The organism is Nocardioides sp. JS614, assembly GCF_000015265.1.
Taxonomy (GTDB): Bacteria; Actinomycetota; Actinomycetes; order Propionibacteriales; family Nocardioidaceae; genus Nocardioides.
Map to the genome: position 1 here is coordinate 1,377,026 of NC_008699.1, position 26,241 is coordinate 1,403,266.

General features: G+C 71.5%; 32 protein-coding genes and 1 tRNA gene. 25 read left to right on the forward strand and 8 right to left on the reverse strand.

The window, feature by feature from the left end; all coding sequences use genetic code 11:
- The first annotated feature begins 18 nt into the window (after positions 1 to 18).
- The 4 genes from NOCA_RS08000 (at position 19) to NOCA_RS08015 (ending at position 4,408) form a co-directional block, all read left to right on the forward strand.
- A complete protein-coding gene (locus NOCA_RS08000) occupies positions 19 to 1,317 on the forward strand; it encodes an ABC transporter substrate-binding protein (RefSeq protein WP_011754765.1) in 1,299 nt (432 codons plus the stop codon).
- A gap of 82 nt (positions 1,318 to 1,399) precedes the next feature.
- Positions 1,400 to 2,299, forward strand: coding sequence for a carbohydrate ABC transporter permease (locus tag NOCA_RS08005; protein ID WP_041546384.1), 900 nt, complete (start codon positions 1,400 to 1,402; stop codon positions 2,297 to 2,299).
- Positions 2,296 to 3,183, forward strand: coding sequence for a carbohydrate ABC transporter permease (locus tag NOCA_RS08010; protein WP_011754767.1), 888 nt, complete (start codon positions 2,296 to 2,298; stop codon positions 3,181 to 3,183). The genes NOCA_RS08005 and NOCA_RS08010 overlap by 4 nt, the downstream gene beginning before the upstream one ends.
- Positions 3,184 to 3,193: 10 nt before the next feature.
- Positions 3,194 to 4,408, forward strand: coding sequence for an AGE family epimerase/isomerase (locus tag NOCA_RS08015; protein WP_011754768.1), 1,215 nt, complete (start codon positions 3,194 to 3,196; stop codon positions 4,406 to 4,408).
- A gap of 66 nt (positions 4,409 to 4,474) precedes the next feature.
- Here the strand turns inward: NOCA_RS08015 and NOCA_RS08020 are convergent, their stop codons facing one another.
- The gene (locus NOCA_RS08020; protein WP_011754769.1) at positions 4,475 to 5,794 is read right to left on the reverse strand and encodes a nicotinate phosphoribosyltransferase; all 1,320 of its coding nucleotides are present in this window, start codon (positions 5,792 to 5,794) and stop codon (positions 4,475 to 4,477) included.
- Positions 5,795 to 5,812: 18 nt separating this feature from the next.
- On the opposite strand from NOCA_RS08020, the gene clpS reads away from it, so the two are divergent.
- The 6 genes from clpS (at position 5,813) to NOCA_RS08050 (ending at position 8,982) form a co-directional block, all read left to right on the forward strand.
- Positions 5,813 to 6,112 (forward strand): ATP-dependent Clp protease adapter ClpS, encoded by a 300-nt coding sequence (clpS, locus tag NOCA_RS28205; protein ID WP_041547236.1) that lies wholly within the window; start codon positions 5,813 to 5,815, stop codon positions 6,110 to 6,112.
- Between the two features lie 60 nt (positions 6,113 to 6,172).
- A complete protein-coding gene (locus NOCA_RS08030) occupies positions 6,173 to 6,757 on the forward strand; it encodes a DUF2017 domain-containing protein (protein ID WP_011754770.1) in 585 nt (194 codons plus the stop codon).
- A gap of 120 nt (positions 6,758 to 6,877) precedes the next feature.
- Positions 6,878 to 7,246 carry an NUDIX domain-containing protein gene (locus NOCA_RS08035; RefSeq protein ID WP_011754771.1) on the forward strand — a complete coding sequence of 123 codons (369 nt, stop codon included), beginning with the start codon at positions 6,878 to 6,880 and terminating at the stop codon, positions 7,244 to 7,246.
- A gap of 17 nt (positions 7,247 to 7,263) precedes the next feature.
- Entirely contained in the window at positions 7,264 to 7,722 is a 459-nt protein-coding gene (locus NOCA_RS08040; RefSeq protein ID WP_011754772.1) for a Mov34/MPN/PAD-1 family protein, read from the forward strand.
- Positions 7,723 to 7,724: 2 nt separating this feature from the next.
- Positions 7,725 to 7,997, forward strand: coding sequence for a MoaD/ThiS family protein (locus NOCA_RS08045; protein WP_011754773.1), 273 nt, complete (start codon positions 7,725 to 7,727; stop codon positions 7,995 to 7,997).
- A gap of 22 nt (positions 7,998 to 8,019) precedes the next feature.
- A complete protein-coding gene (locus NOCA_RS08050; RefSeq protein ID WP_011754774.1) occupies positions 8,020 to 8,982 on the forward strand; it encodes a PLP-dependent cysteine synthase family protein in 963 nt (320 codons plus the stop codon).
- 22 nt (positions 8,983 to 9,004) lie between these two features.
- Here NOCA_RS08050 and NOCA_RS08055 read toward each other — a convergent pair whose 3' ends face one another.
- Both NOCA_RS08055 and NOCA_RS08060 read right to left on the reverse strand, forming a co-directional pair.
- Positions 9,005 to 9,733, reverse strand: a complete 729-nt coding sequence (locus tag NOCA_RS08055) for a PAS domain-containing protein (RefSeq protein WP_011754775.1) — start codon at positions 9,731 to 9,733, stop codon at positions 9,005 to 9,007.
- 80 nt (positions 9,734 to 9,813) lie between these two features.
- Positions 9,814 to 10,824 (reverse strand): alkaline phosphatase family protein, encoded by a 1,011-nt coding sequence (locus NOCA_RS08060; RefSeq protein ID WP_011754776.1) that lies wholly within the window; start codon positions 10,822 to 10,824, stop codon positions 9,814 to 9,816.
- A 93-nt stretch (positions 10,825 to 10,917) separates the two neighbouring features.
- On the opposite strand from NOCA_RS08060, the gene murI reads away from it, so the two are divergent.
- Both murI and NOCA_RS08070 read left to right on the forward strand, forming a co-directional pair.
- Positions 10,918 to 11,766 carry a glutamate racemase gene (murI, locus tag NOCA_RS08065; protein ID WP_011754777.1) on the forward strand — a complete coding sequence of 283 codons (849 nt, stop codon included), beginning with the start codon at positions 10,918 to 10,920 and terminating at the stop codon, positions 11,764 to 11,766.
- 3 nt (positions 11,767 to 11,769) lie between these two features.
- Positions 11,770 to 12,540, forward strand: a complete 771-nt coding sequence (locus tag NOCA_RS08070; RefSeq protein WP_011754778.1) for an MBL fold metallo-hydrolase — start codon at positions 11,770 to 11,772, stop codon at positions 12,538 to 12,540.
- Between the two features lie 2 nt (positions 12,541 to 12,542).
- Here the strand turns inward: NOCA_RS08070 and NOCA_RS08075 are convergent, their stop codons facing one another.
- From NOCA_RS08075 to NOCA_RS08085, 3 genes are all read right to left on the reverse strand, one after another.
- Positions 12,543 to 13,364, reverse strand: coding sequence for a hypothetical protein (locus NOCA_RS08075; protein ID WP_011754779.1), 822 nt, complete (start codon positions 13,362 to 13,364; stop codon positions 12,543 to 12,545).
- 136 nt (positions 13,365 to 13,500) lie between these two features.
- Positions 13,501 to 14,178, reverse strand: a complete 678-nt coding sequence (locus tag NOCA_RS08080) for a response regulator (protein ID WP_011754780.1) — start codon at positions 14,176 to 14,178, stop codon at positions 13,501 to 13,503.
- Entirely contained in the window at positions 14,175 to 15,329 is a 1,155-nt protein-coding gene (locus NOCA_RS08085; RefSeq protein ID WP_011754781.1) for a sensor histidine kinase, read from the reverse strand. The genes NOCA_RS08080 and NOCA_RS08085 overlap by 4 nt, the downstream gene beginning before the upstream one ends.
- A gap of 131 nt (positions 15,330 to 15,460) precedes the next feature.
- Between NOCA_RS08085 and NOCA_RS08090 the strand changes: the two genes are divergently transcribed.
- Genes NOCA_RS08090 through NOCA_RS26455 form a run of 6 tightly spaced genes read left to right on the forward strand, consistent with a single transcriptional unit; the run spans position 15,461 to position 19,957 of the window.
- Positions 15,461 to 16,363 (forward strand): ABC transporter ATP-binding protein, encoded by a 903-nt coding sequence (locus NOCA_RS08090; RefSeq protein WP_011754782.1) that lies wholly within the window; start codon positions 15,461 to 15,463, stop codon positions 16,361 to 16,363.
- Positions 16,360 to 17,172 carry an ABC transporter permease subunit gene (locus tag NOCA_RS08095; RefSeq protein ID WP_011754783.1) on the forward strand — a complete coding sequence of 271 codons (813 nt, stop codon included), beginning with the start codon at positions 16,360 to 16,362 and terminating at the stop codon, positions 17,170 to 17,172. The genes NOCA_RS08090 and NOCA_RS08095 overlap by 4 nt, the downstream gene beginning before the upstream one ends.
- A 1-nt stretch (position 17,173) precedes the next feature.
- Positions 17,174 to 17,989, forward strand: a complete 816-nt coding sequence (locus NOCA_RS08100; RefSeq protein ID WP_011754784.1) for an ABC transporter permease — start codon at positions 17,174 to 17,176, stop codon at positions 17,987 to 17,989.
- 20 nt (positions 17,990 to 18,009) lie between these two features.
- Positions 18,010 to 18,738: a ribonuclease PH gene (gene rph, locus NOCA_RS08105; protein ID WP_011754785.1), complete on the forward strand. Its 729-nt coding sequence runs from the start codon at positions 18,010 to 18,012 to the stop codon at positions 18,736 to 18,738.
- Positions 18,735 to 19,349, forward strand: a complete 615-nt coding sequence (gene rdgB / locus NOCA_RS08110; protein ID WP_011754786.1) for an RdgB/HAM1 family non-canonical purine NTP pyrophosphatase — start codon at positions 18,735 to 18,737, stop codon at positions 19,347 to 19,349. The genes rph and rdgB overlap by 4 nt, the downstream gene beginning before the upstream one ends.
- A complete protein-coding gene (locus NOCA_RS26455; RefSeq protein ID WP_011754787.1) occupies positions 19,346 to 19,957 on the forward strand; it encodes a lysophospholipid acyltransferase family protein in 612 nt (203 codons plus the stop codon). The genes rdgB and NOCA_RS26455 overlap by 4 nt, the downstream gene beginning before the upstream one ends.
- Here the strand turns inward: NOCA_RS26455 and NOCA_RS08115 are convergent.
- Both NOCA_RS08115 and bcp read right to left on the reverse strand, forming a co-directional pair.
- Positions 19,939 to 20,020 (reverse strand) — tRNA-Leu (locus NOCA_RS08115). The two genes, NOCA_RS26455 and NOCA_RS08115, sit on opposite strands and share 19 nt — an antisense overlap.
- 114 nt (positions 20,021 to 20,134) lie before the next feature.
- Positions 20,135 to 20,626 carry a thioredoxin-dependent thiol peroxidase gene (bcp, locus tag NOCA_RS08120; protein WP_011754788.1) on the reverse strand — a complete coding sequence of 164 codons (492 nt, stop codon included), beginning with the start codon at positions 20,624 to 20,626 and terminating at the stop codon, positions 20,135 to 20,137.
- Positions 20,627 to 20,718: 92 nt separating this feature from the next.
- Between bcp and NOCA_RS08125 the strand changes: the two genes are divergently transcribed.
- The 7 genes from NOCA_RS08125 to NOCA_RS08150 are packed head-to-tail and all read left to right on the forward strand — an operon-like array spanning position 20,719 to position 26,208.
- A complete protein-coding gene (locus tag NOCA_RS08125; RefSeq protein WP_011754789.1) occupies positions 20,719 to 21,408 on the forward strand; it encodes an energy-coupling factor ABC transporter permease in 690 nt (229 codons plus the stop codon).
- A complete protein-coding gene (locus NOCA_RS27790) occupies positions 21,405 to 21,680 on the forward strand; it encodes a PDGLE domain-containing protein (RefSeq protein WP_011754790.1) in 276 nt (91 codons plus the stop codon). Before NOCA_RS08125 ends, NOCA_RS27790 begins: the two co-directional genes overlap by 4 nt.
- Before the next feature lies 1 nt (position 21,681).
- On the forward strand, positions 21,682 to 22,350 hold the full coding sequence (gene cbiQ, locus NOCA_RS08130) for a cobalt ECF transporter T component CbiQ (RefSeq protein WP_011754791.1): 669 nt from the start codon (positions 21,682 to 21,684) through the stop codon (positions 22,348 to 22,350).
- 7 nt (positions 22,351 to 22,357) lie between these two features.
- Positions 22,358 to 23,170: an energy-coupling factor ABC transporter ATP-binding protein gene (locus NOCA_RS08135; RefSeq protein WP_011754792.1), complete on the forward strand. Its 813-nt coding sequence runs from the start codon at positions 22,358 to 22,360 to the stop codon at positions 23,168 to 23,170.
- On the forward strand, positions 23,167 to 23,421 hold the full coding sequence (locus tag NOCA_RS08140; RefSeq protein ID WP_011754793.1) for a DUF3618 domain-containing protein: 255 nt from the start codon (positions 23,167 to 23,169) through the stop codon (positions 23,419 to 23,421). Before NOCA_RS08135 ends, NOCA_RS08140 begins: the two co-directional genes overlap by 4 nt.
- Before the next feature lie 3 nt (positions 23,422 to 23,424).
- Positions 23,425 to 23,769: a GroES family chaperonin gene (locus tag NOCA_RS08145; RefSeq protein ID WP_011754794.1), complete on the forward strand. Its 345-nt coding sequence runs from the start codon at positions 23,425 to 23,427 to the stop codon at positions 23,767 to 23,769.
- 39 nt (positions 23,770 to 23,808) lie between these two features.
- On the forward strand, positions 23,809 to 26,208 hold the full coding sequence (locus tag NOCA_RS08150; protein ID WP_011754795.1) for an acylase: 2,400 nt from the start codon (positions 23,809 to 23,811) through the stop codon (positions 26,206 to 26,208).
- The last annotated feature ends 33 nt before the right edge of the window (positions 26,209 to 26,241 follow it).

Below are 26,241 nucleotides of genomic sequence, written 5' to 3' on the forward strand. Positions count from 1 at the left end.
CCGACCTATGGAGGAAAGATGAATCGCACGCGACGCGCGCTGAGCGCGCTGGTTGCGGCTGGTGCCCTCGTGCTCCTGGCTGCTTGCGGGGGAAGCGACAGCGAAGGCAACAACGACACCTCGTCCAACGGCGACGCCGCCAGTGGCGAGGTCGAGGTCTTCACCTGGTGGGCCGAGGGCAGCGAGAAGGCCGGCCTCGACGCGCTGGTGGCGGTCTTCAACGACCAGTACCCGGACATCAAGTTCGTCAACGGTGCGGTCGCCGGCGGCGCCGGTAGCGACGCGAAGAACGTGTTGGCCTCCCGGCTGCAGACCAACGACCCGCCCGGAACCTTCCAGGCGCACGCGGGCGCGGAGCTGACCGACTACATCAACAACGGGCAGATCGAGGACCTGACCCAGATGTACGAGGACAACGGCTGGAACGACTACTTCCCGCAGACCCTGCTCGACCGGCTGGAGCAGGACGGCAAGATCTACTCCGTCCCGTCCAACATCCACCGGGCGAACGTGGTCTGGGCCAACCCGGCCGTGCTGAAGGACGCCGGCGTCGACCCCGAGGCGACGTACGCGAGCCTCGACGACTGGATCTCCGACCTGCAGAAGATCAAGGCCAAAGGCTTGATCCCGCTCTCGATCGCGACCGACTGGACCCAGGTCCACCTGTTCGAGACCGTGCTGCTCGCCGACCTCGGCGCCGACGCCTACAACGGCCTCTGGGACGGCACGACCGACTGGGCCGGCGACGAGGTCGGCGCCGCGCTCGAGGACTACCAGACCCTGTTCGAGCTCACCAACCAGGACCGGCAGTCGCTCGACTGGCCGGACGCCACCCAGCTCGTGATCGACGGCGACGCCGCGTTCAACGTGATGGGTGACTGGGCCGTCGCGGCCTTCGAGGAGCAGGGCAAGAAGCTGGGCACGGACTACCTGGCCTACCCGGTGCCCGGCACCGACGGTGTCTTCGACTTCCTCGCGGACTCCTTCACCCTCCCGGTCGGGGCTCCCGACCCCGCCACCACCGAGGCCTGGCTCTCCACCGTGGCCAGCCCCGAGGGTCAGACCGCCTTCAACATGAAGAAGGGCTCGATCCCGGCCAACACGCAGGCCGACACCTCCGGGTTCGGTGACTACCAGCAGACCGCGATCGAGTCGTACGCCAACGACGACATCGTCTCGTCGCTGGCCCACGGCGCAGCGGCCCCGATCAGCTGGCTGACCGACATCACCTCGGCCGTCGCCAAGTACGGTTCGACCGGTGACCTCGGTGGCTTCCAGGACGACCTGGCTGCCGCCGCTGAGAAGAACGCCGGCTGATCTCCGGCTCGGTCGGCCCGGCCCCGCGGGGTCGGGCCGACCGGTACCCGCCACGTGGTCAGGCAACGGCGAGAAGGAGTGCATGGTGAACCGAGGCTGGCGATCGTGGGGCCCCCCGGTCCTGCTGATCCTCCCGTCCCTGATCCTGATCGGGGTCTTCGTCTACGGCCTGATCGGCGTCAACTTCAACACCTCGTTGACCGACCAGCACCACCGCATCGGCGGTGACGTCGCGTACGTCGGGTTCGACAACTACAAGACGCTGTTCCAGGACGACACGTTCGTCTACTCGCTCAAGAACCTGCTCAAGTACACCGGTGCCTTCCTCGTCGGCACCCTGGTGATGGGCTTCATCTGGGCCTGGCTCCTGGAGAAGGGCGTGAAGGGCGAGGGGTTCTTCCGCGCCGTCTACCTCTTCCCGATGGCGGTCTCGTTCATCGCCTCCGGTGTGGTGTGGCGCTGGCTGCTCAACAACGCCGAGGGCGACCGGGCCGGCGGCCTCAACCGGCTCTTCGACCAGGTCGGGCTCGGGTTCCTCCAGAACCAGTGGTGGACCGACCCCCAATGGGGTGTCGTCGCCATCGCGCTCCCCGCGATCTGGCAGCTGTCGGGCTACGTGATGGCGCTCTTCCTCGCGGGCTTCCGCGGGATCCCCGACGAGCTGCGCGAGGCGGCCCGGGTCGACGGCGCCTCGGAGTGGCAGCTCTACCGCCACGTGATCTTCCCCCAGCTCAGCCCGGTCGCGCTCTCGGCCATCGTGATCGTCGGCCACATGTCGCTGAAGGTCTTCGACCTGATCATGGCGATCGCGGGCCAGACGAACTACACGACCCAGGTGCCGGCCATCCAGATGTGGGTCGAGTTCACCCGCGGTGACTACGCCCGCTCCGCGGCGATCGGCACGATCCTGCTCGTGATCGTGGCGTTCCTGATCATCCCCTACCTCGTCTACACCTACCGGCAGGAGCGGCTGACCCGATGAGCACCACGGCTCTTCCCACGGCCGACACCGTCCTCGCGCCCTCCGGCCGGCGCTCGGACCGCACCGGCGGGTCCACGGCGATGCGCACCGTGCGGTACGTCCTGCTGATCTTCTTCCTGCTGGTCGTGCTGCTGCCGGCGTACGTCTTGTTCGTCACCTCGTTCAAGGGTCTCGGCGACGCGACCCCGAGCCGCGCGTGGTCGCTGCCCCAGTCGTGGGAGACCGCCGGATGGGACCGGGCCTGGGAGGTCCTCTCGCCGGCGCTCGTGCGCACCTTCTCGATGGTCATCCCGGCCTCGATCATCTCCGCGATGCTCGGGTCGATGAACGGCTTCGTGCTCGCGAAGTGGCGCTTCCCGGGGGCCGACGTGGTCTTCACGCTGCTGCTGTTCGGGATGTTCATCCCCTACCAGGCCGTGATGATCCCGCTGGTCCAGCTGATGCAGAACCTCGGCGTCCCGAACGGCGTGCCGAGCCTGATCGTGCTGCACGTCGTCTACGGCATCCCGATCACGACGCTGATCTTCCGCAACTACTACGCGTCGATCCCGACCGACCTGATCGAGGCGGCCCGCGTGGACGGTGCCGGGATGCTGCGCACCTACTCCTCGATCGTGCTGCCGATCTCCGCGCCCGCGTTCGTCGTCGTGCTGATCTGGCAGTTCACGTCGGCCTGGAACGACTACCTGTTCGCGCTGTTCTTCTCGAACTCGCGCAACGGCCCGGTCACCATCTCGCTGAACTTCCTCGCCAGCGGCCAGCTGCAGAACTACTCCGCGAGCATGGCCGGTGCGCTGATCGCGTCCCTGCCGACGTTGCTCGTGTACATCATCCTCGGGCGCTGGTTCGTCAGCGGCCTGATGGCGGGTTCGGTCAAGGGCTGATGGACGCCTGATGGAGACCGAGGCGGAGGGCCGGAGGCTGCTGGCCTTCGCCCGTCGCAGTGCCCTGCCCGGGCTCGGGTTCGGTTGGCTGGACGACCGTGGTGACGTCGACCCCGCCGAGCCGGTGCAGACCTGGATCACGGCCCGGATGACACACGTGTTCGCGCTCGCCGCCCTCCGCGGCGAACCGGGCGCCGCCGAGCTGGCCGGCCTCGGCGTCTCGGCCCTGGCGACCGGGCCGCTGCGCGACGCGGGGCACCCGGGGTGGTTGGGCGCGATCACGCGTGACGGCGCCCCGGCGGCGGATCGCAAGCTGGCCTACGACCACGCCTTCGTCGCCCTCGCTGCCTCGAGCGCCACGGTGGCCGGGGTGCCGGAGGCGCACCAGCTGCTCCGCGACGCGGTCGCCGTGCTCGAGCGCCACTTCCTGGACGACGCCGGTCGGGTCGTCGACGGCTACCCCCGCGATCTCGCCGAGCCCGAGCCCTACCGCGGCGCGAACAGCAGCATGCACACGGTCGAGGCCGTGCTGGCCCTCGGGGACGTGCTCGGGGAGCCCCGGTGGCACCGGATCGCCCTGGGCATCGCCGAGCACCTGATCCACCAGGTCGCGGTGGCCCGCGGCCACCGGCTCCCCGAGCACTTCGACGCGAGCTGGACCCCGCTGCCGGAGTACAACGCCGACCGGCCCGCCGACCCGTTCCGGCCGTACGGCGTCACCCCCGGCCACCTGCTCGAGTGGGCCCGCCTGCTCCTCCAGCTCGAGTCGGCGCTCCCGGACGCGCCCACGTGGCTGCTCGCGGACGCCCGCGCGCTGTTCGACCGCGCGGTGCAGATCGGCTGGGACGTCGACGGCGCCCCCGGATTCGTCTACACGACCGACTGGGCGGACCGGCCCGTGGTGCGCGACCGGATGCACTGGGTGCAGGCCGAGGCCATCGGGGCCGCCGCCGCGCTGGCCCGGCGGACGGGGGAGCGGCGCTTCGCCGACCTGGAGCGGGAGTGGTGGGCGTTCGCGGACCGGCACTTCCTGGACCACGTCCCGGGCGCGGGCAGCTGGTTCCACGAGCTCGATCCGGACAACCGGCCGGTCGCCGGGGTCTGGTCCGGCAAGCCCGACGTCTACCACGCCTACCAGGCCACCCTGCTGACCCGGCTCCCGGTCGCCCCCTCGCTCGCCGCCCAGCTGGCGGGTGGTCAGGTGCCGGCTCCTCCGGTGCGGTAGTCCCTGACGCTTGTGTGGTGTGGGAGCGCTCTCGGAGCCCGCAAGCGTCAGGGACTACCGCAGGTGTCAGACGTGGAGGGTCGGGATCACCGGCTCGCCGCGTGACATCTGCTGCACCGCGACGGGGAGCTCGGCGCGCGCGGCCAGGTGTCGGGCCCGCGCATCGTCGAGCGGCTCCCGCCCGACCACCTCCCCGGCGCGCACGAGCGGGACCAGCAGCGGGCGGTCGTCGCCGTCGTCCACCGGAGGCGTGCCGATCCCGACCACCTCGGCCTCGGCCGTGCCGGACGCGTCCCGGCGCCGCAGCGCGTACTTGCGGCCGCCGATCGAGGCCTTGTCCACGCTGCGCTTGGCGACCGGCACCAGCTCACCGGCGTCGTCGGCACGCGCCACCAGCTTGTAGACGAAGCCGCTCGTCGGGTGCCCACTGCCGGTGACGAGCTCGGTGCCGACGCCGTACCCGTCGACCGGTGCCGCGGCCAGCGCGGCGATCGCGAACTCGTCGAGGTCGCTGGTGACGATGATCCGGGTGCGGGTGGCGCCGAGCCGGTCCAGCTCCGCCCGGACCTCGTGCGCCAGCGCGCCGAGATCGCCGGAGTCGAGGCGGACCGCGCCCAGCTCGGGTCCGGCGACCTCCACGGCCAGCCGCACGGCCTCCGCGACGTCGTAGGTGTCCACGAGCAGCGTCGTGCCGGTCCCCAGCGAGTCCACCTGGGCCCGGAACGCGTCCGCCTCGCTGTCGTGGAGGAGCGTGAAGCTGTGGGCGCTGGTGCCGGCCGACGGTACGCCGTACCGCTGCCGCGCGGCGAGGTTCGAGCTGGTGGCGAAGCCGGCGACGTACGCCGCCCGCGCGGCGGCGACCGCGGCCTCCTCGTGGGTGCGCCGCGACCCCATCTCGATGCAGGGGCGGTCGCCGGCGACCAGGGTCATCCGGGAGGCGGCCGAGGCGATGGCCGAGTCGTGGTTGTAGATCGAGAGCAGCAGCGTCTCCAGCAGCACCGCCTCGGCGAACGTCGACTCCACGATCGCGATCGGCGAGTAGGGGAAGTAGGCCTCGCCCTCGGCGTAGCCCCACACGTCGCCGGAGAAGCGGTACGACGCCAACCACTCCAGCGTCGGTGCGTCCACCACGTCCGCGAGCACGGCGAGCACCTGCTCGTCGAACCGGAACCGCTCCACAGCGTCCAGGGCCCGGCCGACGCCGGCGACCACGCCGTACCGACGGCCCTCGGGCAGCCGTCGCGGGAACAGCTCGAAGACCGCCCGGCGGTCCGCTGTCCCGGCCGCCAACGCGGCCTGGAGCATCGTCAGCTCGTAGTGGTCGGTGAGGAGCGCGGTGCTGGACTCGGTGCCGAGGCCGGTGCTCGGTGCGGGGGTGAGGGACACGTGGCCCAGTGTGCCAACATGGGCACCGTGTCTGCCCCCGTCGAGGTCGAGCCGACTCTCACTCCCGACGAGATCACCCAGACCTCGAAGCCCTGGGTGACGATCGTGTGGAACGACCCGGTCAACCTGATGTCGTACGTCACCTACGTGTTCCAGAAGTACTTCGGCTACTCCAAGAAGGTGGCGGAGAAGCTGATGATGGAGGTGCACGAGGAGGGCCGCTCGGTGGTCAGCTCGGGGACCCGGGAGGAGATGGAGCGGGACGTGCAGGCCATGCACGAGTACGGTCTGTGGGCCACCATGGACAAGCAGGAGTGATCGCACCGTGAGCATCCCTGCGCGGACCGGTGAGGGCGGATCGATCGGAGTGAGGATCGGGTGAGCGGCTTCCAGCGACACCGCCGCAGCAAGCTGATCATCGCGAACTTCACCGGCTTCGAGGCCGACCTGCTCCGGTCGTTGGCCGGGCAGCTGGTCGAGCTGCTGCGCAACGAGGCCGCGGTGCCCCGCGACCCGGTCGACCCGTTCGAGGCGATGATGGACTTCTCCGGGCCGACCCAGGAGCCGGAGGACCCCGTGCTGGCCAGGCTGTTCCCGACCGCCTACCCGGGGGACCAGGAGGCGGCCTCGGAGTTCCGGCGGTTCACCGAGGGCACGCTGCGCGACGGGAAGGCGGCGGCGGCCGTCGCGATCATCGACGGGCTCGAGGAGGCCGGCCTGCCGCCGGAGCTCACCGAGGACGGCCTGATGATCGACATCGAGCTGGACGAGGCGACCGCCGAGACCTGGATGCGCTCGTTCACCGACCTGCGGCTGGCGCTCGCGACCCGGCTCGAGGTCGAGGAGGGTGACGACGCGTACTGGCACTCACTGCCCGACGACGACCCGCGGGCGCAGGCGCACGACATCTACGAGTGGGTCGGCTACCTGCAGGAGACCCTGGTCCAGGCGCTCTCGGGCTAGGAAGACACCGATGCCCATCCCACCCTTCGTCGCCGAGCTCCGCCAGCTGGTCGGGACCCTCGAGCTCTGGCGCCCGCCGTCACCGCGATCGTCCTGCGCGACGCTCCGGTCGGCACCGAGGTGCTGCTCACCCGGCGGGTCGACAACGGCGAGTGGGCCCCGATCACCGGGATCCTCGACCCGGGCGAGGAGCCGGCCGTCGGCGCCGCGCGCGAGGCGCTGGAGGAGACCGGCGTCCAGGTGCGGGTCGACCGGCTCGCCTCGGTGGGCGCCAGCCCCCAGGTGGTGCACGGCAACGGAGACCTCGGGGTCTACCTCGACCTCACCTTCGCCTGCACGTGGGTGTCCGGCGAGGCCCGGGTCGCCGACGACGAGAACACCGACGTGCGCTGGTGGCCGGTCGGGGCGCTGCCGCCCATGAGCGACTGGCTCCGGGAGCGGATCGACGACGTCCTCGCGGGTGAGACCGCGGCGAGGTTCCGGCGCTGACCACCTACCCTGGAGCCGTGCTGACCATCGCCCGAGCGACCTACGACGCCATCGTCGCGCACGCCCGCCGCGACCACCCGGACGAGGCCTGCGGCATCGTCGCGGGCCCCGAGGGCAGCGACCGCCCCGAGCGCCTGGTCGAGATGGTCAACGCGGCCGGCTCGCCGACGTTCTACGAGTTCGACTCCACCGAGCTGCTCCAGTTGTACAAGGAGATGTGGGCCCGCGACGAGGAGCCGGTGGTCATCTACCACTCGCACACCGCCACCGAGGCCTACCCCAGCCGCACCGACATCGGGCTCGCGAGCGAGCCCGGGGCGCACTATGTGCTGGTGAGCACCCGCCACGGGGCAGATTCTCGGGGAGGGAATAACGGGGGGCCTGTGGAGTTCAGGTCCTACAGGATCGTCGACGGCGAGGTGACCGAGGAAGAGGTCGTCGTCGTGGACGAGCTGACGCCGAGCAACGAGGAGTGACCATGGCCATCGAGGTCCGGATCCCGACCATCCTGCGCACCTACACCGGCGGTGAGAAGGCCGTCACGGGTGCGGGTGCCAGCCTGAGCGCGCTGATCGACGACCTGGAGTCCAGCCACCCCGGGCTCAAGGACCGGCTGATCGAGGACGGCGACCTGCGCCGGTTCGTCAACGTCTACGTCAACGACGAGGACGTGCGCTTCATCGGAGGGCTCGAGGCCGAGCTCGCCGACGGCGACCAGGTCGTGGTGCTCCCGGCGGTGGCCGGGGGATGAGCTCGAACGGCTCGCACGCCGGATGAGGTACGACAACCTCCTCGCCTCCGTCGGGAACACCCCGCTCGTCGGGTTGCCGCGGCTCTCCGCCCAACTCGCTGGCCCCGGTGCCGACGTACGGCTCTGGGCGAAGCTGGAGGACCGCAACCCGACGGGCTCGATCAAGGACCGTCCGGCCCTGAAGATGATCGAGGAGGCCGAGAAGGACGGCACCCTGCGGCCGGGGTGCACCATCCTCGAGCCGACCTCTGGCAACACCGGCATCTCGCTGGCGATGGCGGCGAAGCTCAAGGGCTACCGGATCGTCTGCGTGATGCCGGAGAACACCTCCGAGGAGCGCCGCCAGCTGCTGCGGATGTGGGGGGCCGAGATCGTGTCCTCGCCGGCCGCCGGCGGGTCCAACGAGGCCGTCCGGGTCGCCAAGCGGATCGCCACCGAGCACCCCGACTGGGTGATGCTCTACCAGTACGGCAACGCCGCCAACGCGCTCGCCCACGAGGAGGGCACCGGCCCGGAGCTGCTCGCCGACCTGCCGTCGATCACCCACTTCGTCGCGGGGCTCGGGACCACGGGGACGCTGATGGGTGTCAGCCGCTTCTTCCGAGCCCACAAGGCGGACGTCCGGATCGTGGCGGCGGAGCCGCGCTACGGCGAGCTCGTCTACGGCCTGCGCAACCTCGACGAGGGCTTCGTGCCGGAGCTGTACGACGCGGACCTGATCGACTCGCGCTTCTCGGTCGGCCCCCGCGACGCCGTACGCCGGGTCCGCGAGCTGCTCGAGCTCGAGGGCATCTTCGCGGGTATCTCGACCGGCGCGATCCTGCACGCCGCCCTGGGCCAGGCCGCGAAGGCGGTCAAGGCCGGGGAGAGCGCCGACATCGCCTTCGTCGTCGCTGACGGCGGCTGGAAGTACCTCTCGACCGGTGCCTACGAGGGCACCGTCGACGAGGCCGAGGACCGCCTCGAGGGCCAGCTCTGGGCCTGAGGGGTCGGGGCTCGACCCGGCTTCACGAGGTCCCGTCCAGCGTCGCCGGCTCCGCCCGGACCAGGTCGCCGGCGTCCAGCTCGCCCTCGGCGAGCGGATCGATCAGGTCGTGCATCATCGTCCGCGCCGAGGCGAGCGTCCGGTCGAGGTAGGCCTGGCAGCCCGCGGCGTCGCCCAGCTCGAGTGAGTACATCGCTGCGGTGAGGCCCTGCACGACGTTGTCGTTGATCTCGGCCGCCTGCCGGCGGCGCAGCCGCACCTCGCTCAGGTGGGTCGCCGCGGCCTCGCGCTCGCGCTCGGCGAGCACCTGCTCGGTGACGTCCACGCACGTGCCCCGCATCCGCTCGGGACTCCCGTCGGGACCCATGATCACCTGGCCGTTGGAGTGCAGGTACCGCACCTCGCCGTCGGGGCGCACCACGCGCTCGATCATCTCGTACGGCTCGCCGGTGGCGTAGGCGTGCTGGTGGATGGCCTGGATCCGCTCCCGGTCCTCGGGATGGATCAGGGACAGGAAGCGCTCGTAGCTCGCGTTGAACGACTGCGGCTCGTGCCCGTAGATGCGGAACAGTTGGTCGCTCCACCGGTTGGTGTCGGTGGGGATGTGCCAGTCGTAGTCGCCCATGTTCGCGAGCGCCTGGGCGTTGTCCATGCGTTGGCGGAGCAGCTCGAGCTCCTCCTCCGCGGCGCGGCGGGCGGCGGCCGCAGCGGCCAGCGCGCCGCTGACCGGGTCCGCTGCGTCTGCTTCCATGGGCCGATTGTGACCCCGGGGCTGCGCCCACGCGAGCGAATCGCCGGTGGCGGCGTGGCGCGGACCGGGCGGTTGGACGGTCAGTCGGTGACGCCGAGCGACTGGTCCGCGTCCAGCCCGCTGCCGGGGACGGCGTCGAGTCCGAGCAGGCCGGCCGCGAGGTTGGCCAGGTCGCCGTTGCGCACCGGCTGCCCTCCGGCGTACGACGGCCTGCTCGTGCCGGGATCGGCGAAGTCGGGGTTCATCGCATAGAGGTCGCCCCTGTCGACGCCCGGACCCCAGGCGAGGAACGGGATCCGGTAGTTCTCGATGTTCCGGCGTCCGGAGTGGTCGGTCCTGCCGGTGACGAACCCGTGGTCGGCGGTCAGGACCAGGACCGCGTCGGTGCCGGCGAGCGTGCGCAGCAGGGTGCCCAGCTGGGCATCGGTGCGCTGGACGGCGGCGAGGTACTGCCGCGACATGCCGCCGTAGCGGTGCCCGAAGCGGTCGGGCAGGGAGACGTGCAGGAAGGTGAACGTCGGCGGCCCGTCGGCCAGGTCGACCCGGGCCAGGCGTACCAGCCGCCGCTGGTTCTCCCGCACCCGGAAGGTGTCGATGCCGCGGGGCCAGGACCGGTCGTAGAGGCGGAACTTCGACTTGGTCGTGTAGAGCGCGGTGCTGCCGCCGGCGGCGTGCACGGTGGTGAAGATCGAGGCGACGCCGTGCCCGGCGGCCTGCTGCACCGTGGAGTCGGGCCGGTCGTCGTCCCAGGTGACGCCGTGACCGCCCTTGCCGGCGGCGATCCGCCGGCCGGTCATCATGCTCGCGTGGTTGGGCAGGGTGACGGTCTGCTCGTACTCGGTGCGCGCGTTGAGGGTGCCGGCGCCCTCCGCGAGCAGCCGGTGGAGCGTGGGGGCGCCGTCCGCCCCGAGCCGGTCGAGGGCCTCGGTGTTGAGCCCGTCGACCGAGATCGCCACCACCTGCGTGGCCGTGGCCGGCGCGGCGGAGAGCCGCGCGTCCGCGGCTGGTCGGTCGCCGGCCGCGCACCCGGCGAGCGCGAGGGACGTCGCCACGGAAAGGGTCGCCGCGACGAGGGCACGGGGCAGAAGCATGGGACCGACGGTACCCACCGGGAGCCGTCGTGATCGTGATCTCCCGTGACCTCCGTCGCGTGACCATGCGGACGGGGGCGCGAGGTTCTAGCCTTGCCTGCTGTGCGCCCAGGAACGATCGACCCGACGTCGGCAGTCGACACCGACGCCCCGATCGGCATCTTCGACTCCGGCTTCGGCGGACTGACCGTCGCCCGCTCGGTGATCGACCAGCTGCCGCACGAGTCGATCGTCTACGTCGGCGACACGGCCCGGCAGCCCTACGGCCCCAAGCCGATCGGCGAGGTCCGCGAGTACGCCCTGGAGTGCCTGGACCACCTCGTCGAGCGCGGCGTCAAGGCGCTGGTCATCGCCTGCAACTCCGCGAGCGCGGCGATGCTGCGCGACGCCCGTGAGCGGTACGACGTGCCCGTGGTCGAGGTGATCTACCCCGCGACCCGCCGCGCGGTCGCCGCGAGCCGCACCGGGCGGATCGGCGTGATCTGCACCCGCGCCACCGCCGAGTCGATGGCGTACGACGACGCCTTCGCAGCGGCACCCCACGTGCGACTGGTCACCCAGCCCTGCCCGCGGTTCGTCGACTTCGTCGAGGCCGGCGTCACCTCCGGCGACGAGCTGATCTCGGTCGCGCACGAGTACCTCGACCCGCTGATCTCCGAGGGCGTCGACACGCTGATCCTCGGCTGCACCCACTACCCGCTGCTGACCGGCGTGATCTCGCTGGTCATGGGCGACAACGTGACGCTGGTGAGCAGCGCCGAGGAGTGCGCGAAGGACGTCTACAAGATGCTCGTGCAGACCGACCTGATCCGGCCGTCCGGAGAGCCGGCGTACTCCTTCCTCACGACCGGTGCGCCGGGCGAGTTCGAGACCATCGGGCGCCGCTTCCTCGGGCCGGAGATGGCGGGGGCGTCGCAGTTCGTGGGCGGGCTGGCGGTGTAGGCGATGCGAGTGACGATCGTGGGCTGCTCAGGCTCCTACCCGGGCCCGGAGTCGCCGGCCAGCTGCTACCTGCTCGAGGCCGAGGACGGCTCCGATCGCACCTGGCGGGTGCTCCTTGACCTCGGCAACGGGTCGCTCGGCGCGCTGCACCGCTTCGCCGACCCACTCGCCATCGACGCGGTGCTGCTCAGCCACCTGCACGCCGACCACTGCCTGGACCTGTGCGGCTACTACGTGCTGCGCAAGTACCACCCGCTCGGCCCGCAGCCGCGGATCCCGGTGTGGGGCCCGGAGGGCACGGCCGACCGGATGGCCCGCGCCTACGACCTGCCGAGTGACCCGGGGATGCACCACGAGTTCGAGTTCCACGAGTGGCACGGCGCCGAGCAGATCGGCCCGTTCCGGGTCGAGCCGGTGGCGGTCAACCACCCGGTCCCGGCGTACGGGCTGCGGGTCACCGCCGACGGCATGACGCTCGCCTACACCGGCGACACCGGCCCGTGCGCGGCGCTCGACGACCTCGCGCACGACGCGGACCTGTTCCTCGCCGAGGCCTCGTTCCGTTCCGGCGACGACAACCCGCCGGACCTGCACCTCACCGGCGCCGACGGCGGCGAGGTGGCGGCCCGGGCCGGCGTCCGCCGGCTGGTGCTCACCCATGTCCCGCCCTGGCACGACCCGCAGGACGCGGTGGCCGAGGCGGTCGCGTCGTACGACGGGCCGGTCGAGCTCGCCCGCCCCGGGACGGTCTACGACCTGACAAGCGGCTGCTGAGGCTACGGCGTCGCGAACGTCACCTTCACCGGCACGCTGGTGCTCGCATCGGGCGGGCTCTGGATGCCGACCATCAGGTTCTTGCCGACGACCCGGCGCAGCGGCAGGCCCTTCTTGGCCGCCCGGACGTTGTAGATGACCTTGTCGCCGCGCACCTGGCAGCCGACCCGCAGCTTGGGATGCCTGGCCTTCTTCGTGGTCCCATCGGCCTGCACGGTGTAGCCGTCCTCGGTCTTCGTGACCGTCGCCGGCAGGCTCGGCCGGGCCTGGCCACAGCCCGTGCCGGCCCGGCCCACCGCCGGGAGGGCGGCTCGCGTCGCATGCAGGGGTCTGGCGGGCGGACCGCCTTGGAGCAGGCCGGCCAGCTGGAGGCACGCCAGCAGCACAGCGCCGGCGACACTGAGTCTGCTGGCCGACACCTGACGCTGGTAGCCGTAGAAGGGGTGCGGATCGTCCTCGGGGGCCGCGATCGCCTGGTAGACCATGACGCAGACCAGCAGCCGCCGTCCCTTGGACAGGCTCCCCATGGAGTTGACGAACCTGTCGTAGACGTCCTCCTCGTCCGGCGTGGCGCCGGCCCCGGGCTGGACGGTGACCTTGACCGACTTCACGTTCTTGCCGAGCGTGGGGGTGGTGATCAGGGAGCTGCCCCCGGCGGGGACGGTGGACGTGATCGAGGCGGGGAAGTGGTCGCGAGTGCGCCGGGCGCCCTGCTGCGCGTCGGTCTGGGCCGAGGCCGGCCCACCGGTGAGCACCGTGGTGAGCAAGCTCGTCGCGAGCGCGACCGCCAACACCGAGACGAGGGTCGGCCGGACGAGCCTCATGCCTCGGGACCCTACGTCGCGGACGGCTCGGCGTACATGGCCCGAACAGGCCGTTCAGGACCGGTGTCCGCCGGGTGTGCGCTCCTCGATCTGCCGACGAGCTCCGGTCTTTGCCAGCTCAGGCCTCTGGCCTCGGCTAGCTCAGTCCCGCGTCGTGGACGCAGATCGCGATCTGGACCCGGTTGGTCACCTGGAGCTTGTCGAAGAGCCGGGAGACGTGCGCTTTGACCGTGGGCACGGAGAGATAGAGGTCGCCGGCGATCTCGGCGTTGCTGAGGCCGCGCCCGACCGCGAGCGCGACGTCGCGCTCCCTGTCGGTGAGCAGGGCGAGGCGGGACTGCGCCTCGGCCGTGCGGGCCGCGGCGACGTCGGCGGCAGCATCGGGCTCGTCGCGCAACCGGCGGATCAGGGTGCGGGTGACCGAGGGGGAGAGCATCGGCTCGTCGTCCACGACCTTGCGGATCGCCTCGATGATCTGCGGCGGCGCGGTGTCCTTGAGCAAGAAGCCGTCGGCGCCCGCCGCGAGCGCCTCGACGACGTGCTCGTCGGCGTCGAAGGTCGTCAGCACGATCACCCGCGGCGGCGCGGGACGGGCGTGCAGCTCGCGGGTCGCGCCGAGCCCGTCGAGGCGGGGCATCCGGATGTCCATCAGGACCACGTCCGGTCGCAGCTCGGCGGCGAGCCGGACCCCTTCGTGGCCGTCGGCGGCCTCCCCGACGACCTCGATGTCACTCTGGCCACCGAGCATCAGCGACAGCGCGGAGCGCACCAGTGGATCGTCGTCGACGAGCAGCACGGTCGTGGCCGCGTTCATGCCGCCCACGGTATCCAGCCGTGCAGGACGAAGGTCGAGCCGTCCCGGCCGGCCTCGAGCCGGCCGCCCCGGAGCTCGGCCCGCTCCGTGAGACCCACGAGCCCCAGGCCCGCGCCGGGGGTGCTGGACGTGCCGAACCCGAGTGGATTGCGCAGCAGCACGTCCACGCCGTCCTCGGCGGAGCCGCTGACCTGGACGGTCACCAGCGCCCCCGGGGCGTGCTTGCGGGCGTTGGTCAGGCCCTCCTGCACGATCCGGTAGACGGTGCGACCGACCGCCTCCGGCGGGTCACCGCGCACCAGGTCCTGCAGATCCACCCGGAGGCCGGACGCGCTCGCCTCGTCGACCAGGCTGCGGAGGTCGGCGTACGTCGGTTGCGGGGCGCGGAGCCGCTCTCCGGTGGCGTCGTCGCGCAGCACGCCGAGCACTCCGCGCAGGTCGGTGAGCGCCTCGTGCGCCTTCTCCTGGATCACGGCGGCGCTCGAGCGCATCTCGTCGGCGGTGAGGTCGTCGCGGAACGCGAGGGCGCCCGCGTGCATGGAGATCTGGGAGATGCGGTGCGCGAGGACGTCGTGCATCTCGCGCGCGATCCGGGCCTGCTCGTTGCTTCGGGCCTGAGCGACCCGCAGCTCCTGCTCCGCCTCGGCGCGCTCGGCCCGGCTGCGCAGCGTCCAGATCAGCTCGCGTCGCGACCCGATGTACATGCCCCAGCCGAGGATGCCCGCGGTGGCGACGGCGTTCGCGACCAGGATGACCCAGGCCGGGTCCTCGTCGGAGGCCGTGAGGGTGCCGAACAGCTGGGCGCCCGCGAAGTTCAGCGAGCCGACGACCGCGAGCTGGCGCCACCGGCGATGGGTGGCCAGGGACACGGCCGCGAGCACGGCCGGCCCCGCGGCGACACCGGAGACCGCGCCGACGAGCGCCGTCGTCACGGCGACCGGCAGTGGCCACCGGCGCCGGAAGAACACCAGCACGTACGCCCCGGCGCCCAGGACCACGTCGGCGACCGACCACAGCTCGCTGACCCGTGCCTGGTTCTCGGCCACGGTCAGCCACGACAGTGCGCTGATCGAGAGCATCAGCGCGACCCGCCACACGTGGCCCCAGGCCCGCAGGCGGGGCTGGTACTCCTCGGGCGTCGGCCGGTCCACGCCGTCAGGCTAGGGCGCCAGGGACCCGTCGGGAGGCTGCCGGGGTCGGGAGCCGCCCCCTACTTTGGTCTCCGCCGCGCCATCCGCGTGGCCGATGCGGGGCCGCCCGCCGTTCCGGCAGGGTGGGAGCCATGATCACGGTCGAGGGACTCACCAGGAAGTACGGCTCGTTCACGGCCGTGGACGACGTGAGCTTCGTCTGCCAACCCGGCCGGGTGACCGGCTTCCTCGGTCCCAACGGTGCCGGCAAGACGACCACGATGCGCGTGATGGTGGGCCTGACCCCACCCACTGCGGGCCGGGTGACCATCGGTGGACACCTCTACAACGACATCCCCAACCCGGGCCGGCACGTCGGCGTCCTCCTCGACGCCTCCGCCCAGCACGCCGGCCGGACCGGGCGCGAGATCCTCGAGCTCGGCGCGCGGACGATGGGCCTCCCCGCCACGCGCATCGACGAGATGCTCGAGCTGGTCTCGCTCACGCCCGCGGAGGCCAAGCGGCGGCTGCGCAACTACTCCCTCGGCATGAAGCAGCGCCTCGGCATCGCGCACGCCCTGCTCGGCGACCCGTCGGTGCTGATCCTGGACGAGCCCGCCAACGGGCTCGACCCGGCCGGCATCCGCTGGATGCGCGGCCTCCTCAAGGGGTACGCCGAGCGTGGCGGCACGGTCCTGCTCTCGAGCCACCTCCTCAACGAGGTGGAGCTGATCGCCGATGAGATGATCCTCATCGGCCACGGCCGGATCGTGGCCCAGGGTGACAAGAAGTCGCTGCTCGCCGGCGCCCACGGGGTCGCGACGACGTTCGTCACCGCTCTCGACAACGAGGCGCTCGCCGCCGCCCTGAAGGCCCGGGGTCTCACCGCGGCCAGCGCGGGCGAGGGGCTGCGGGTGGAGGCCGAACCGGTCGAGGTCGGCCGGACCGCGGCCGAGAAGGCCATCGTGCTCACCGACCTGCGGGCGGCCGAGGGCGGGCTGGAGGACCTGTTCCTCGAGCTCACGTCCGATACCCAGCGCGAGGTCCTGTCGTGAGCGCCACGGCCCCGTCGCCCGGCCTCGGGCACGCCCTCGACCTGTCCTCGACCAGCCCCACACCGTTCGGCCGGCTGGCGCGCGTCGAGCTGCGCAAGGCCTGGGACACCCGGGCCGGCTTCTGGCTGCTGCTGTCGACCGCGGCGTTGACCGCGCTGGTGATGGTGATCCAGCTCTCGGTCGTGGTCGCCCAGGACATCTCGGTCACCTACAACGACTTCCTGACCTCCACGAACTTCTCGATCGCCGTGCTGCTGCCGATCCTCGGCATCCTGCTGCTCACGAGCGAGTGGAGCCAGCGCACCGCGATGGTGACCTTCTCGCTCGAGCCGCGCCGGCCGCTCGTGATCGTGGCCAAGCTGATCGTCGGCATCGGGTTGGCCCTGGCCGCGGTCGCCGTCGCCCTGGTCCTCGCGGTGATCTGCAACGCCCTCTACGGCCCGTTGTCGGGAGACCCCGTGACCTGGGATGCCAGCCTGGCGCAGACGGGCGCCTTCGTGCTGCTCCAGGTGATCGGCATGCTCACCGGGTTCGCGTTCGCGGCGCTCCTGCTCAGCTCGCCGGCCGCGATCGTCATCTACATGGTCTACTCCTTCGTGCTGCCCGGTCTGTTCGGTCTCGGTGCGGCGCTGATCGGGTGGTTCGAGGACCTGCAGCCCTGGATCGACTTCAGCTACGCCCAGGAGCCCCTGATCGACGCCACGATGACGGGGACCGACTGGGCGCACTTCGCGACCTCGGGCTTCATCTGGCTGGTCGTGCCACTGACCATCGGCTTCTGGCGGGTGCTGCGGGCGGAGGTGAAGTGAGGTGACCGGGACCGCCTCCGCTCCGGGCCCCGGGCTGGGCCACGCGCTGGACCTGTCGTCGACCCGGCCGGTCCCGTTCAGCCGGCTGGTCCGGGTCGAGCTGCGCAAGTCCTACGACACCCGCGCCGGCTTCTGGCTGCTCGCGGTGATCGGCCTGCTGGTGCTGGCCGCGGAGATCATCGTGCTCGCCGTGGTGACGACGCAGGACGAGGCGATCGCGTTCGGCGACTTCATCGGCACCGCGGCGTTCCTCACCTCGTTCCTCCTGCCGGTGCTCGGGATCATGGTGCTCACCAGCGAGTGGAGCCAACGCACCGCGATGGTCACCTTCGCCCTCGAGCCGCGCCGCCCGCTGGTGATCGGCGCCAAGGCGCTGGTCGGTGTGCTCCTGACCCTCGCCACGGTCGCGGTCTCGATCGTCGTCGGGCTGGTGTGCAACCTGCTCTACGGGCTGATCGAGGGCCACGCCGACTGGACCTTCGGATGGTCGGACTTCGCCGCCTTCCTGATCACCCAGGTGCTTGCGATGCTCGGCGGCTTCGCGCTCGCGGCCCTGCTCCTGAACACCCCGGCCGCGATCGTCGTGTTCTTCGTCTACAAGTGGGTGCTTCCTGGCCTCTTCGCGCTCGGCGCCGCGCTGATGGGCTGGTTCGACGCGCTGCAGCCCTGGATCGACTTCCAGAGCGCGCAGGAGGTCATCTGGGAGATGTCGGGCACTGGGACGGAGTGGGCCCAGCTGGTCGTGTCCGGGATCGTCTGGCTCGGCCTGCCCCTCGGGTTCGGCACCTGGCGGGTGCTGCGCGCGGAGGTGAAGTAGCCCCGGCTAGGGTCCTGGGCATGAGTGCAGCACCACGCGAGGACGGCCGGGCCGACGACGAGCTCCGTCCGATCACGATCACCCGGCACTGGCTGGACCACGCCGCCGGGTCGGTCCTGGTGGAGTTCGGCAGGACCAGGGTCCTCTGCGCGGCCTCGGCCGCCGAGGGGGTGCCGCGGTGGCGCAAGGGCTCCGGCCTCGGCTGGGTCACCGCCGAGTACGCCATGCTCCCCGCCTCCACCAACACCCGGTCCGACCGCGAGTCCGTCAAGGGCCGGATCGGCGGCCGCACCCACGAGATCAGCCGCCTGATCGGCCGGTCGCTGCGCGCGATCATCGACTACAAGGCGCTCGGGGAGAACACCATCCAGCTCGACTGCGACGTGCTCCAGGCCGACGGCGGTACTCGCACGGCGGCCATCACCGGCGCCTACGTCGCGCTCGCCGACGCGGTCGAGCACCTGCGCTCGACCGGGGCCCTCACCGGCGAGCCGCTCACCGGCTCCGTGGCCGCGGTCAGCGTCGGGATCATCGACGGCGTGCCCCGCCTCGACCTGCCCTACGTCGAGGACGTGCGGGCCGAGACCGACATGAACGTCGTGATGACCGGCTCCGGGAAGTTCGTCGAGGTGCAGGGCACTGCGGAGGGGGCCGCCTTCGACCGCGCCGAGCTCGACGCGCTGCTGGCCCTGGCGGAGAAGGGGTGCGCCGACCTCACCCGTCTCCAGCAGGAGGCGCTGAGCCGGTGACCGCTCCCGTCCGGCGGGTGTTCCTGGCCTCGCGCAACCGCAAGAAGATCGCGGAGATGGAGCGGATCCTGCGCGAGCACGTCCCCGGCATCGTGGTCGTCGGCCTCGACGACGTCGAGGGGTACGCCGAGCCCGTCGAGGACCAGCCGACCTTCGAGGGCAATGCCCTGCTGAAGGCGCGCGCCGGCCGGGCCGCCACCGGCCTCCCGGCCCTGGCCGACGACAGCGGGCTGTGCGTCGACGCGCTCAACGGCATGCCCGGGGTGCTCTCGGCGCGCTGGGCCGGGCCGCCCAAGAGCGACGCCCGCAACAACGAGCTGCTGCTCGCCCAGCTGGCCGACGTGCCCGACGAGCGGCGTACCGCCCACTTCCAGTGCGCGGTCGCCTTCTGCCACGACGGTGGCGAGGAGCTGGCCAGCGGCGTGATGGCGGGCCGGGTGATCCACGAGACCCGGGGAACCGGCGGCTTCGGCTACGACGTCCTCTTCGAGGCCGAGGACCGTCCGGGGCTGACCACCGCCGAGCTCAGCGTCGAGGACAAGGACGCGATCTCGCACCGCGGGTGGGCGCTGCGCCGGATGGCGCCGATCGTCGCGCGGATCCTCGGATGACGCGGCACTTCCTCGTCCGCCGCAACCTCGCCCGGCTGCTGCTGCGGCTCTCGCGCTGGCACACGGTCGGCGTGGTGCCTCGCAAGGGCATCCTGGTCGGTGCTCCGCACACCTCCAACTGGGACTGGGTGCTGACGATGCTGCTGGCCTGGGACAGCAACGTGCAGATCCGGCTGCTGGTGAAGGACGCGTTCTTCAAGGGTCCGCTCGCACCGATCATGCGGGCGACCGGCGCCGTGGCGCTCGACCGGTCGAACCCCGGCGCGACGATCCGGGCGCTCCTGGCCGACGCCGAGACCGACGAGACATTCCTGCTCGGGATCGCCGCCGAGGGCACCCGCAGCAAGGGGGACTACTGGAAGTCCGGCTTCTACCGGATCTCCCAGCAGACCGGCCTGCCGGTCACCCTGGCCTTCCTCGACGCGCCGACGCGGACCGTCGGTTGGGGCCCGACCTTCGAGCTGAGCGGCGACGTGCCCGCCGACATGGACCGGATCCGGGCCTTCTACGCCGACAAGACCGGCATCAAGCCCGAGGGGGCCACCGAGCCGCGGCTGCGCGAGGAGGATGGACGCCGAGGTCGAGAGGGTGCCGAAGGGGGGACTTGAACCCCCACGCCCGAAGGCACGGGTACCTAAAACCCGCGTGTCTGCCAGTTCCACCACTTCGGCAAGGTGCTCAGTCTAGGGACGAGCTGGATCGCCCGAGTCGGCGAGTCTGCAGGCCGGAGCCGACCGCAACCACACCGTCTAGAGATCGAAGAGCGATCCGCGGCGAGACGCGGGTCAGCGGGGTTGTTCGTCGGCGAGATTGAGGTCGAGGTCCCTGCGGAGCTTGGCGACGTGGCCCGTGGCCTTGACGTTGTACTGCGCGAGGAAGACCTTGCCGTCCTCGTCGACGACCACGGTGGAGCGGATCACGCCCTCGACGGTTTTGCCGTACAGCTTCTTCTCCCCGTAGGCGCCGTACTGCCGTAGCACCGACTTGTCGGGGTCGGAGAGCAGGGTGATCGTGAGGCCGTCGCGGGCGCGGAACTTCGCGAGCTTCTCCGGCTTGTCCGGCGAGATGCCGACGACCTCGTAGCCGGCCGCCTGCAGCGACGCGAGGGAGTCGGTGAAGTCGCAGGCCTGCTTGGTGCATCCCGGCGTCATCGCGGCCGGGTAGAAGTACACGATCACCTTGCGCCCGAGGAAGTCGCTCAGGCCGACCTCCGCGCCGGTGTCGTCGGTGAGGGTGAACTCGGGGGCGGTGTCGCCGGGGGAGAGGCGCTCGGTCACGGATGGATCTCCTTGTTGCAAGCGATGTGCAATAGCGTAGGGTGAGCACGTTCGTGGTCTACGACGAACCTACTGGCTGAGCAGGAGAGCGCATGCACGTCCCCGACGGCTTCCTCGACGCGCCGACGTCCGCGGCCACGGGCGCCGTCGCGGTCGCGGTGGTCGGCGTGGCGCTCGTCAGGGCCCGCAACGAGCTCGACGACAAGACGGCGCCGATGGCCGGGCTGGTCGCCGCCTTCATCTTCGCCGTGCAGATGCTGAACTTCCCGGTCGGTGCCGGCACCAGCGGCCACCTCATGGGGGGTGCGCTCGCGGCGGTGCTGGTGGGGCCGTGGACCGGCGTGCTCTGCGTCAGCGTCGTCCTGCTGGTCCAGTCGCTGCTCTTTGCCGACGGCGGCATCACCGCGCTCGGCACCAACATCGTGCTGATGGCGATCACGACCGTCCTGGTCGGCTGGGTCGTCTTCAGACTCCTCCAGCTCGTGCTCCCCAAGCGGCTCTCGCTGACGCCGGCGCAGGCGGGCATCGGCGCGTTCGTGTCGGTCCCGGTGGCCGCGTCGGTCTTCGTGGTCCTCTACGCCCTGGGCGGTACGGCGGACATCCCGTTCGACACGCTCATGACGGCCATGTTCGGCGTGCACACCCTGATCGGCATCGGCGAGGGCGTGATCACCGCCCTCGCGGTCGGCGCGATCATCGCCGTGCGGCCCGACCTCGTCCACGGTGCCCGCCCGGTGCTCGCGCAGCGCGAGCTGGTCATCAAGCCGAAGGTGGCCGCATGAGCAAGGTCCCCACGAAGTGGGTCGTGCTCGGCATGATCCTCGTCGCGCTGCTGCTCGCGGGCGTCGTGAGCCGGTTCGCCGACAGCGACCCGGACGGCCTCAACAAGGTCTCCCAGGACCACGGTTTCGCGCACACCGAGAAGGGCCGCGACGGCCTCCTCGGCGGCTACGGGAGCCGGACCGGCGTGATCGGCGTCCTGGTCGTGCTCGGCCTCGCCGGCGGGGTGGCCTACGCCGTGCGGCGCCGGCACTCGCAGGACGAGCAGTCCTGAGGTGGGCGCCGGGCACGGCCACAAGCTGCACTTCCACGGGCACTCGGCCGTCCACCGGTCGCCGGCGCACCTGAAGGTCCTGGCGCTGCTCGCGTTCGCGATCCTCGTGGTCGCGACTCCCCGGCACGTCTACCCGGCCTTCGCGGCGTACGCCGTGCTGCTCGTCGTCGTGATCGGCATCAGCCGGGTGCCGCCGACCTACCTGCTGAAGCGGACCGTCGTCGAGGTCCCGTTCGTCGTCTTCGCCCTGCTGCTGCCGTTCGTCGCGACCGGCCCGCAGACCGAGGTGCTCGGCGTCGGCGTCAGCCAGCACGGCCTCGAGGCCGGCGTCGCGCTCCTGGTCAAGGGCACGCTCGGCGTGCTCGCGAGCCTCACCCTCGCGGCGACCACCGAGCCGCAGGACCTGCTCGTCGGGCTGGAGCGGCTGCGGGTGCCGCAGCAGCTCGTCCAGATCATGGCCTTCATGGTCCGCTACCTCGATGTCGTGACCGGCGAGCTGCACCGGATGAAGGTCGCCCGGGAGTCGCGGGGGTTCTCCGCCCGCAACCCCAGGCACTGGCCGGTGCTCGCCAGGTCGGCGGGTGCGCTGTTCATCCGCTCCTACGAGCGCGGCGAGCGGGTGCACCTGGCGATGCTGTCGCGGGGCTACACGGGCAGAATGCCGCGGTGACGAGCAGATGAGCACTCCCGTCCTCGACGTGCGCGGCCTGGCCTACGCCTACCCCGACGGCCACCAGGCGCTCTTCGGCGTCGACCTGCACGTGCACCGGGGTGAGCGGGTCGCGCTGCTCGGTCCCAACGGCGCCGGCAAGACCACCCTGGTCCTGCACCTCAACGGCATCCTGACGGCGGGCGCCGGGACGGTCGCCGTCAGCGGGCTGCCGGTCGAGAAGGCCCACCTGGCCGAGATCCGGCGCCGGGTCGGCGTCGTCTTCCAGGACCCCGACGACCAGCTGTTCATGGGCACCGTCCGCGCGGATGTCGCTTTCGGACCCGCCAACCTCGGCCTGCGCGGTCCCGAGCTCGACCGCCGGGTGCTGCATGCGCTCGAACAGGTCGGCATGGCGGAGTACGTCGACCGTCCGCCCCACCACCTCTCCTTCGGCCAGCGGCGCCGGGTGGCGGTCGCCACGGTGCTCGCGATGGAGCCGGAGATCCTGGTGCTCGACGAGCCGTCCTCCAATCTCGACCCGGCGAGCCGGCGCGAGCTCGCCGACATCCTCCGCGCGCTCGACGTGACGGTCCTGATGGTCACCCACGACCTGCCCTACGCCCTCGAGCTGTGCCCGCGCTCGGTGGTGCTCAGCGGGGGCACGGTCGTGGCCGACGGGTCGACGTACGACGTCCTCACCGACGCCGAGCTGATGCGCGCCCACCGGCTCGAGCTGCCCTTCGGGTTCGACCCGCGGACCGTCGCGCCCCGGCCCTGGGGCGGGGCCGGAGCGGTTGATAGCCTCCAACCGACACCGACGTCGGAGGAGTACCCGTGAGCCAGGACAACCAGCTGTCCTCCCTCGAGCGCGACATCGAGGAGACCAGGGAGCACCTCGCGACCACCATCGACCAGCTCCTCTACCGCGTGCACCCGAAGACCATCGCCAGCCGCGAGGTCAGCAGCATCAAGGCGCACTTCGTCGACGCCGCGACCGGCCGGCCGCGGACCGACAACATCCTCAAGACCGCAGGCGTCGTCGTGGGTGTGGTCACCTTCTTCGTCGTCGTCCGGAAGGTCGTGCGCTAGGCCGTGGCCAAGCTGACCACCGCGGGCGCCGACAAGACGCCTATCAAGATGCTGCACGACCGCCTCCTCGTCGAGGTCGACCGCGAGTCGGGCGAGCGCCGCTCCTCGGGCGGCATCGTGATCCCGGCCACGGCCGCGATGGGTGCCCGCCGGCTGGCCTGGTCGAAGGTCGTCGCGGTCGGCCCGCACGCCCGGGCCGTCGAGGTGGGCGACCGGGTGCTCTTCGAGCCCGAGGACAAGGCCGAGGTCGAGGTCGCTGGGGAGCTGTACGTCGTCATGCGTGAGCGCGACGTCCACGCCGTCGCGGCCGACCGGGTCGGCGACAGCGCCACCGGGCTGTACCTGTAACGGTCGTAACCCGCCGGTAACCCCGGCCGTTGAGCGGTCATGCTCCGCCGCCTGCTCGCCGCCACCGCCGCCGCCGCCCTCGTCCCCCTCACCGGGTCCGCGCTGCCGTCCGGAGGGGCGGACGCCGCGCCTCCTCCCCCCGACCGCTACCGCGCCACCATCGAGATCACCGAGCACGGGATCCCGCACATCACCGCCTCCGACTTCGGGTCGCTGGGCTTCGGCAGCGGGTACGCCGCCGCGCAGGACTCCGCCTGCACGCTCGCCGACACCCTGGTGACCGGTCGCGGCGAGCGGTCCCGCTGGTTCGGGCCGGAGGCGCGCTACAACGACCAGGTGACGCTCCAGGCCTCCAACCTCCAGGTCGACGCGTTCGTCACCGACCTGCGCCAGCGCCACGTCGTGGAGAAGCTGCTGCGCGACCCGGTGACGGGCCCCGGCGCCGAGGCCCGCCAGATGGTGCGCGGCTACGTCGCCGGGGCGAACGAGTTCCTGCGCACCCAGCGGGTCACCGACCCGGCCTGCCGCGGCGCCGGCTACCTCCGGCCGGACGTGACCGCCCTCGACCTCTGGTACGGCGTCTACCTGGCCAACCTGCTCGCCTCCAGCGGCGTCTTCGTCAAGGAGATCGTCGACGCCGACCCGCCGAGCGCCGACGATCCGGGCCTGCCGGAGCTCCCGGTCAGCGCCGGCCAGGTGGACCGGGACGCGCTGCTGCGCGGCCTCGGCCGGGACCCGGAGGCGCCGTTCGGGTCCAACGCGACCGCCGTCGGCGGCGCCGCGACGACGACCGGCAAGGGCATGCTGCTCGGCAACCCGCACTTCCCCTGGCGCGGCCGCTACCACTTCACCCAGCAGCACCTGACGATCCCGGGCCGGTACGACGTCGCCGGGGCCTCCCTGATCGGCTCACCGGTGGTCAACATCGGGTGGAACAAGGACGTCGCGTGGAGCCACACGGTGTCCACCGCCTACCGGTTCACCCCCTACGAGTACAAGACGGTCGGCCCGGGCACGACGTACCTCACCGATGCCGGACCGCAGGAGCTCCTCCACGACACCGTGAAGGTGCGCGTCCGCAAGGACGACGGGACGCTGGGCACGGTCACCGAGGACCTCTATCGCACGCCGCAGGGCTTCGTCATCGACGCCCCGGCGCTGTTGATGCCATGGAGCCCGACGAGCGTCTGGGCGATCCGCGACGCCAACGCCGAGCACCTGCGCACCATCGACACCTTCCTGCAGATGGGCAAGGCGACCAGCGTGCGGGACCTGCTCCGGCGCCAGGACGCCGCCGCCGGGATGCCGTGGGTCAACACCACCGCCGCGGACCGGAACGGCGACGTCCTGTACGCCGACCACTCGGTCGTGCCGAACGTCCCCGACGACCTGGCCCAGCAGTGCATGACGCCGACCGGGCTGGTCCTCGACCAGGTCGCCGGGCTGCCCGGCCTCGACGGCACCTTCGCGGACTCACGCTGCGCCTGGGGCACCGACGCGGACGCCGAGCGTCCCGGGATCTTCGGGCCGGCGAACCTTCCGATGGAGGTGCGCCGCGACTGGGTGATGAACGCCAACGACTCCTACTGGCTGCCCAACCCGGCCGAGCCGCTGGAGGGCTACGCCGGGATCATCGGCTGCGAGCGGTGCGTGCGCACGATGCGCACCCGGATGGTCTCCCACTACGTCATCGACCGGCTCGCCTCGGGGAGGAAGGAGTCGCCGCGCAGCCTGCGCGGGCACGAGCACGAGAACCGGCTGATGACCGCCGAGGTGATGCGCGCGAACGGCGATCTGGACACCGTATGCGCCGCGACCGGCGAGACCGAGGCCTGCCAGGTGCTGCACGACTGGGACGGCCGGTCGAACACCGACTCGGTCGGCACCCACATCTTCGAGGAGTTCGTCGCCCGGCTGCCCAGCCCGCCCGTCGGGGCGGTGGACCCGGTGTGGCTCACCCCGTTCGACCCCGCGGACCCGCTCAACACGCCGCGGGACCTCAACGTGGCGAACCCGCAGGTGGTGCAGGCGATGGCGGACGCGATCGCGTCGCTGCGCGACCGGGGCATCCCGTTCGACGCGACCTGGGGCTCGCTCCAGGTCGCCGGCGACCGGGGTGCGCCGCCGATCCCGCTCGGCGGCGGCACCGGCGACTCGGTCGGCAACGCCAACGCGCTGGCGTCGCGCTGGGTGCGCGACAACGTGGACCACTACCGGCCGATCACCTACGGCTCGTCGCACATCCAGGCGATCTCGTTCCTGCCCGGCGGTCGCGTCGACGCGCGCACGATCCTGACCTATGGCCAGTCCGAGGACCCGCGCTCGCCGTACTCCAGTGACCAGACCCGGATGTTCTCGCGCAAGCAGTGGGTGGACTTCGCCTGGACCGACGCGCAGATCCGCCAGGACCTGCTGCGGCGGTTCGTCGTGCGGGGCTGATGAAGCCCGCGCGGCGAGACACGGCCGGCGGCC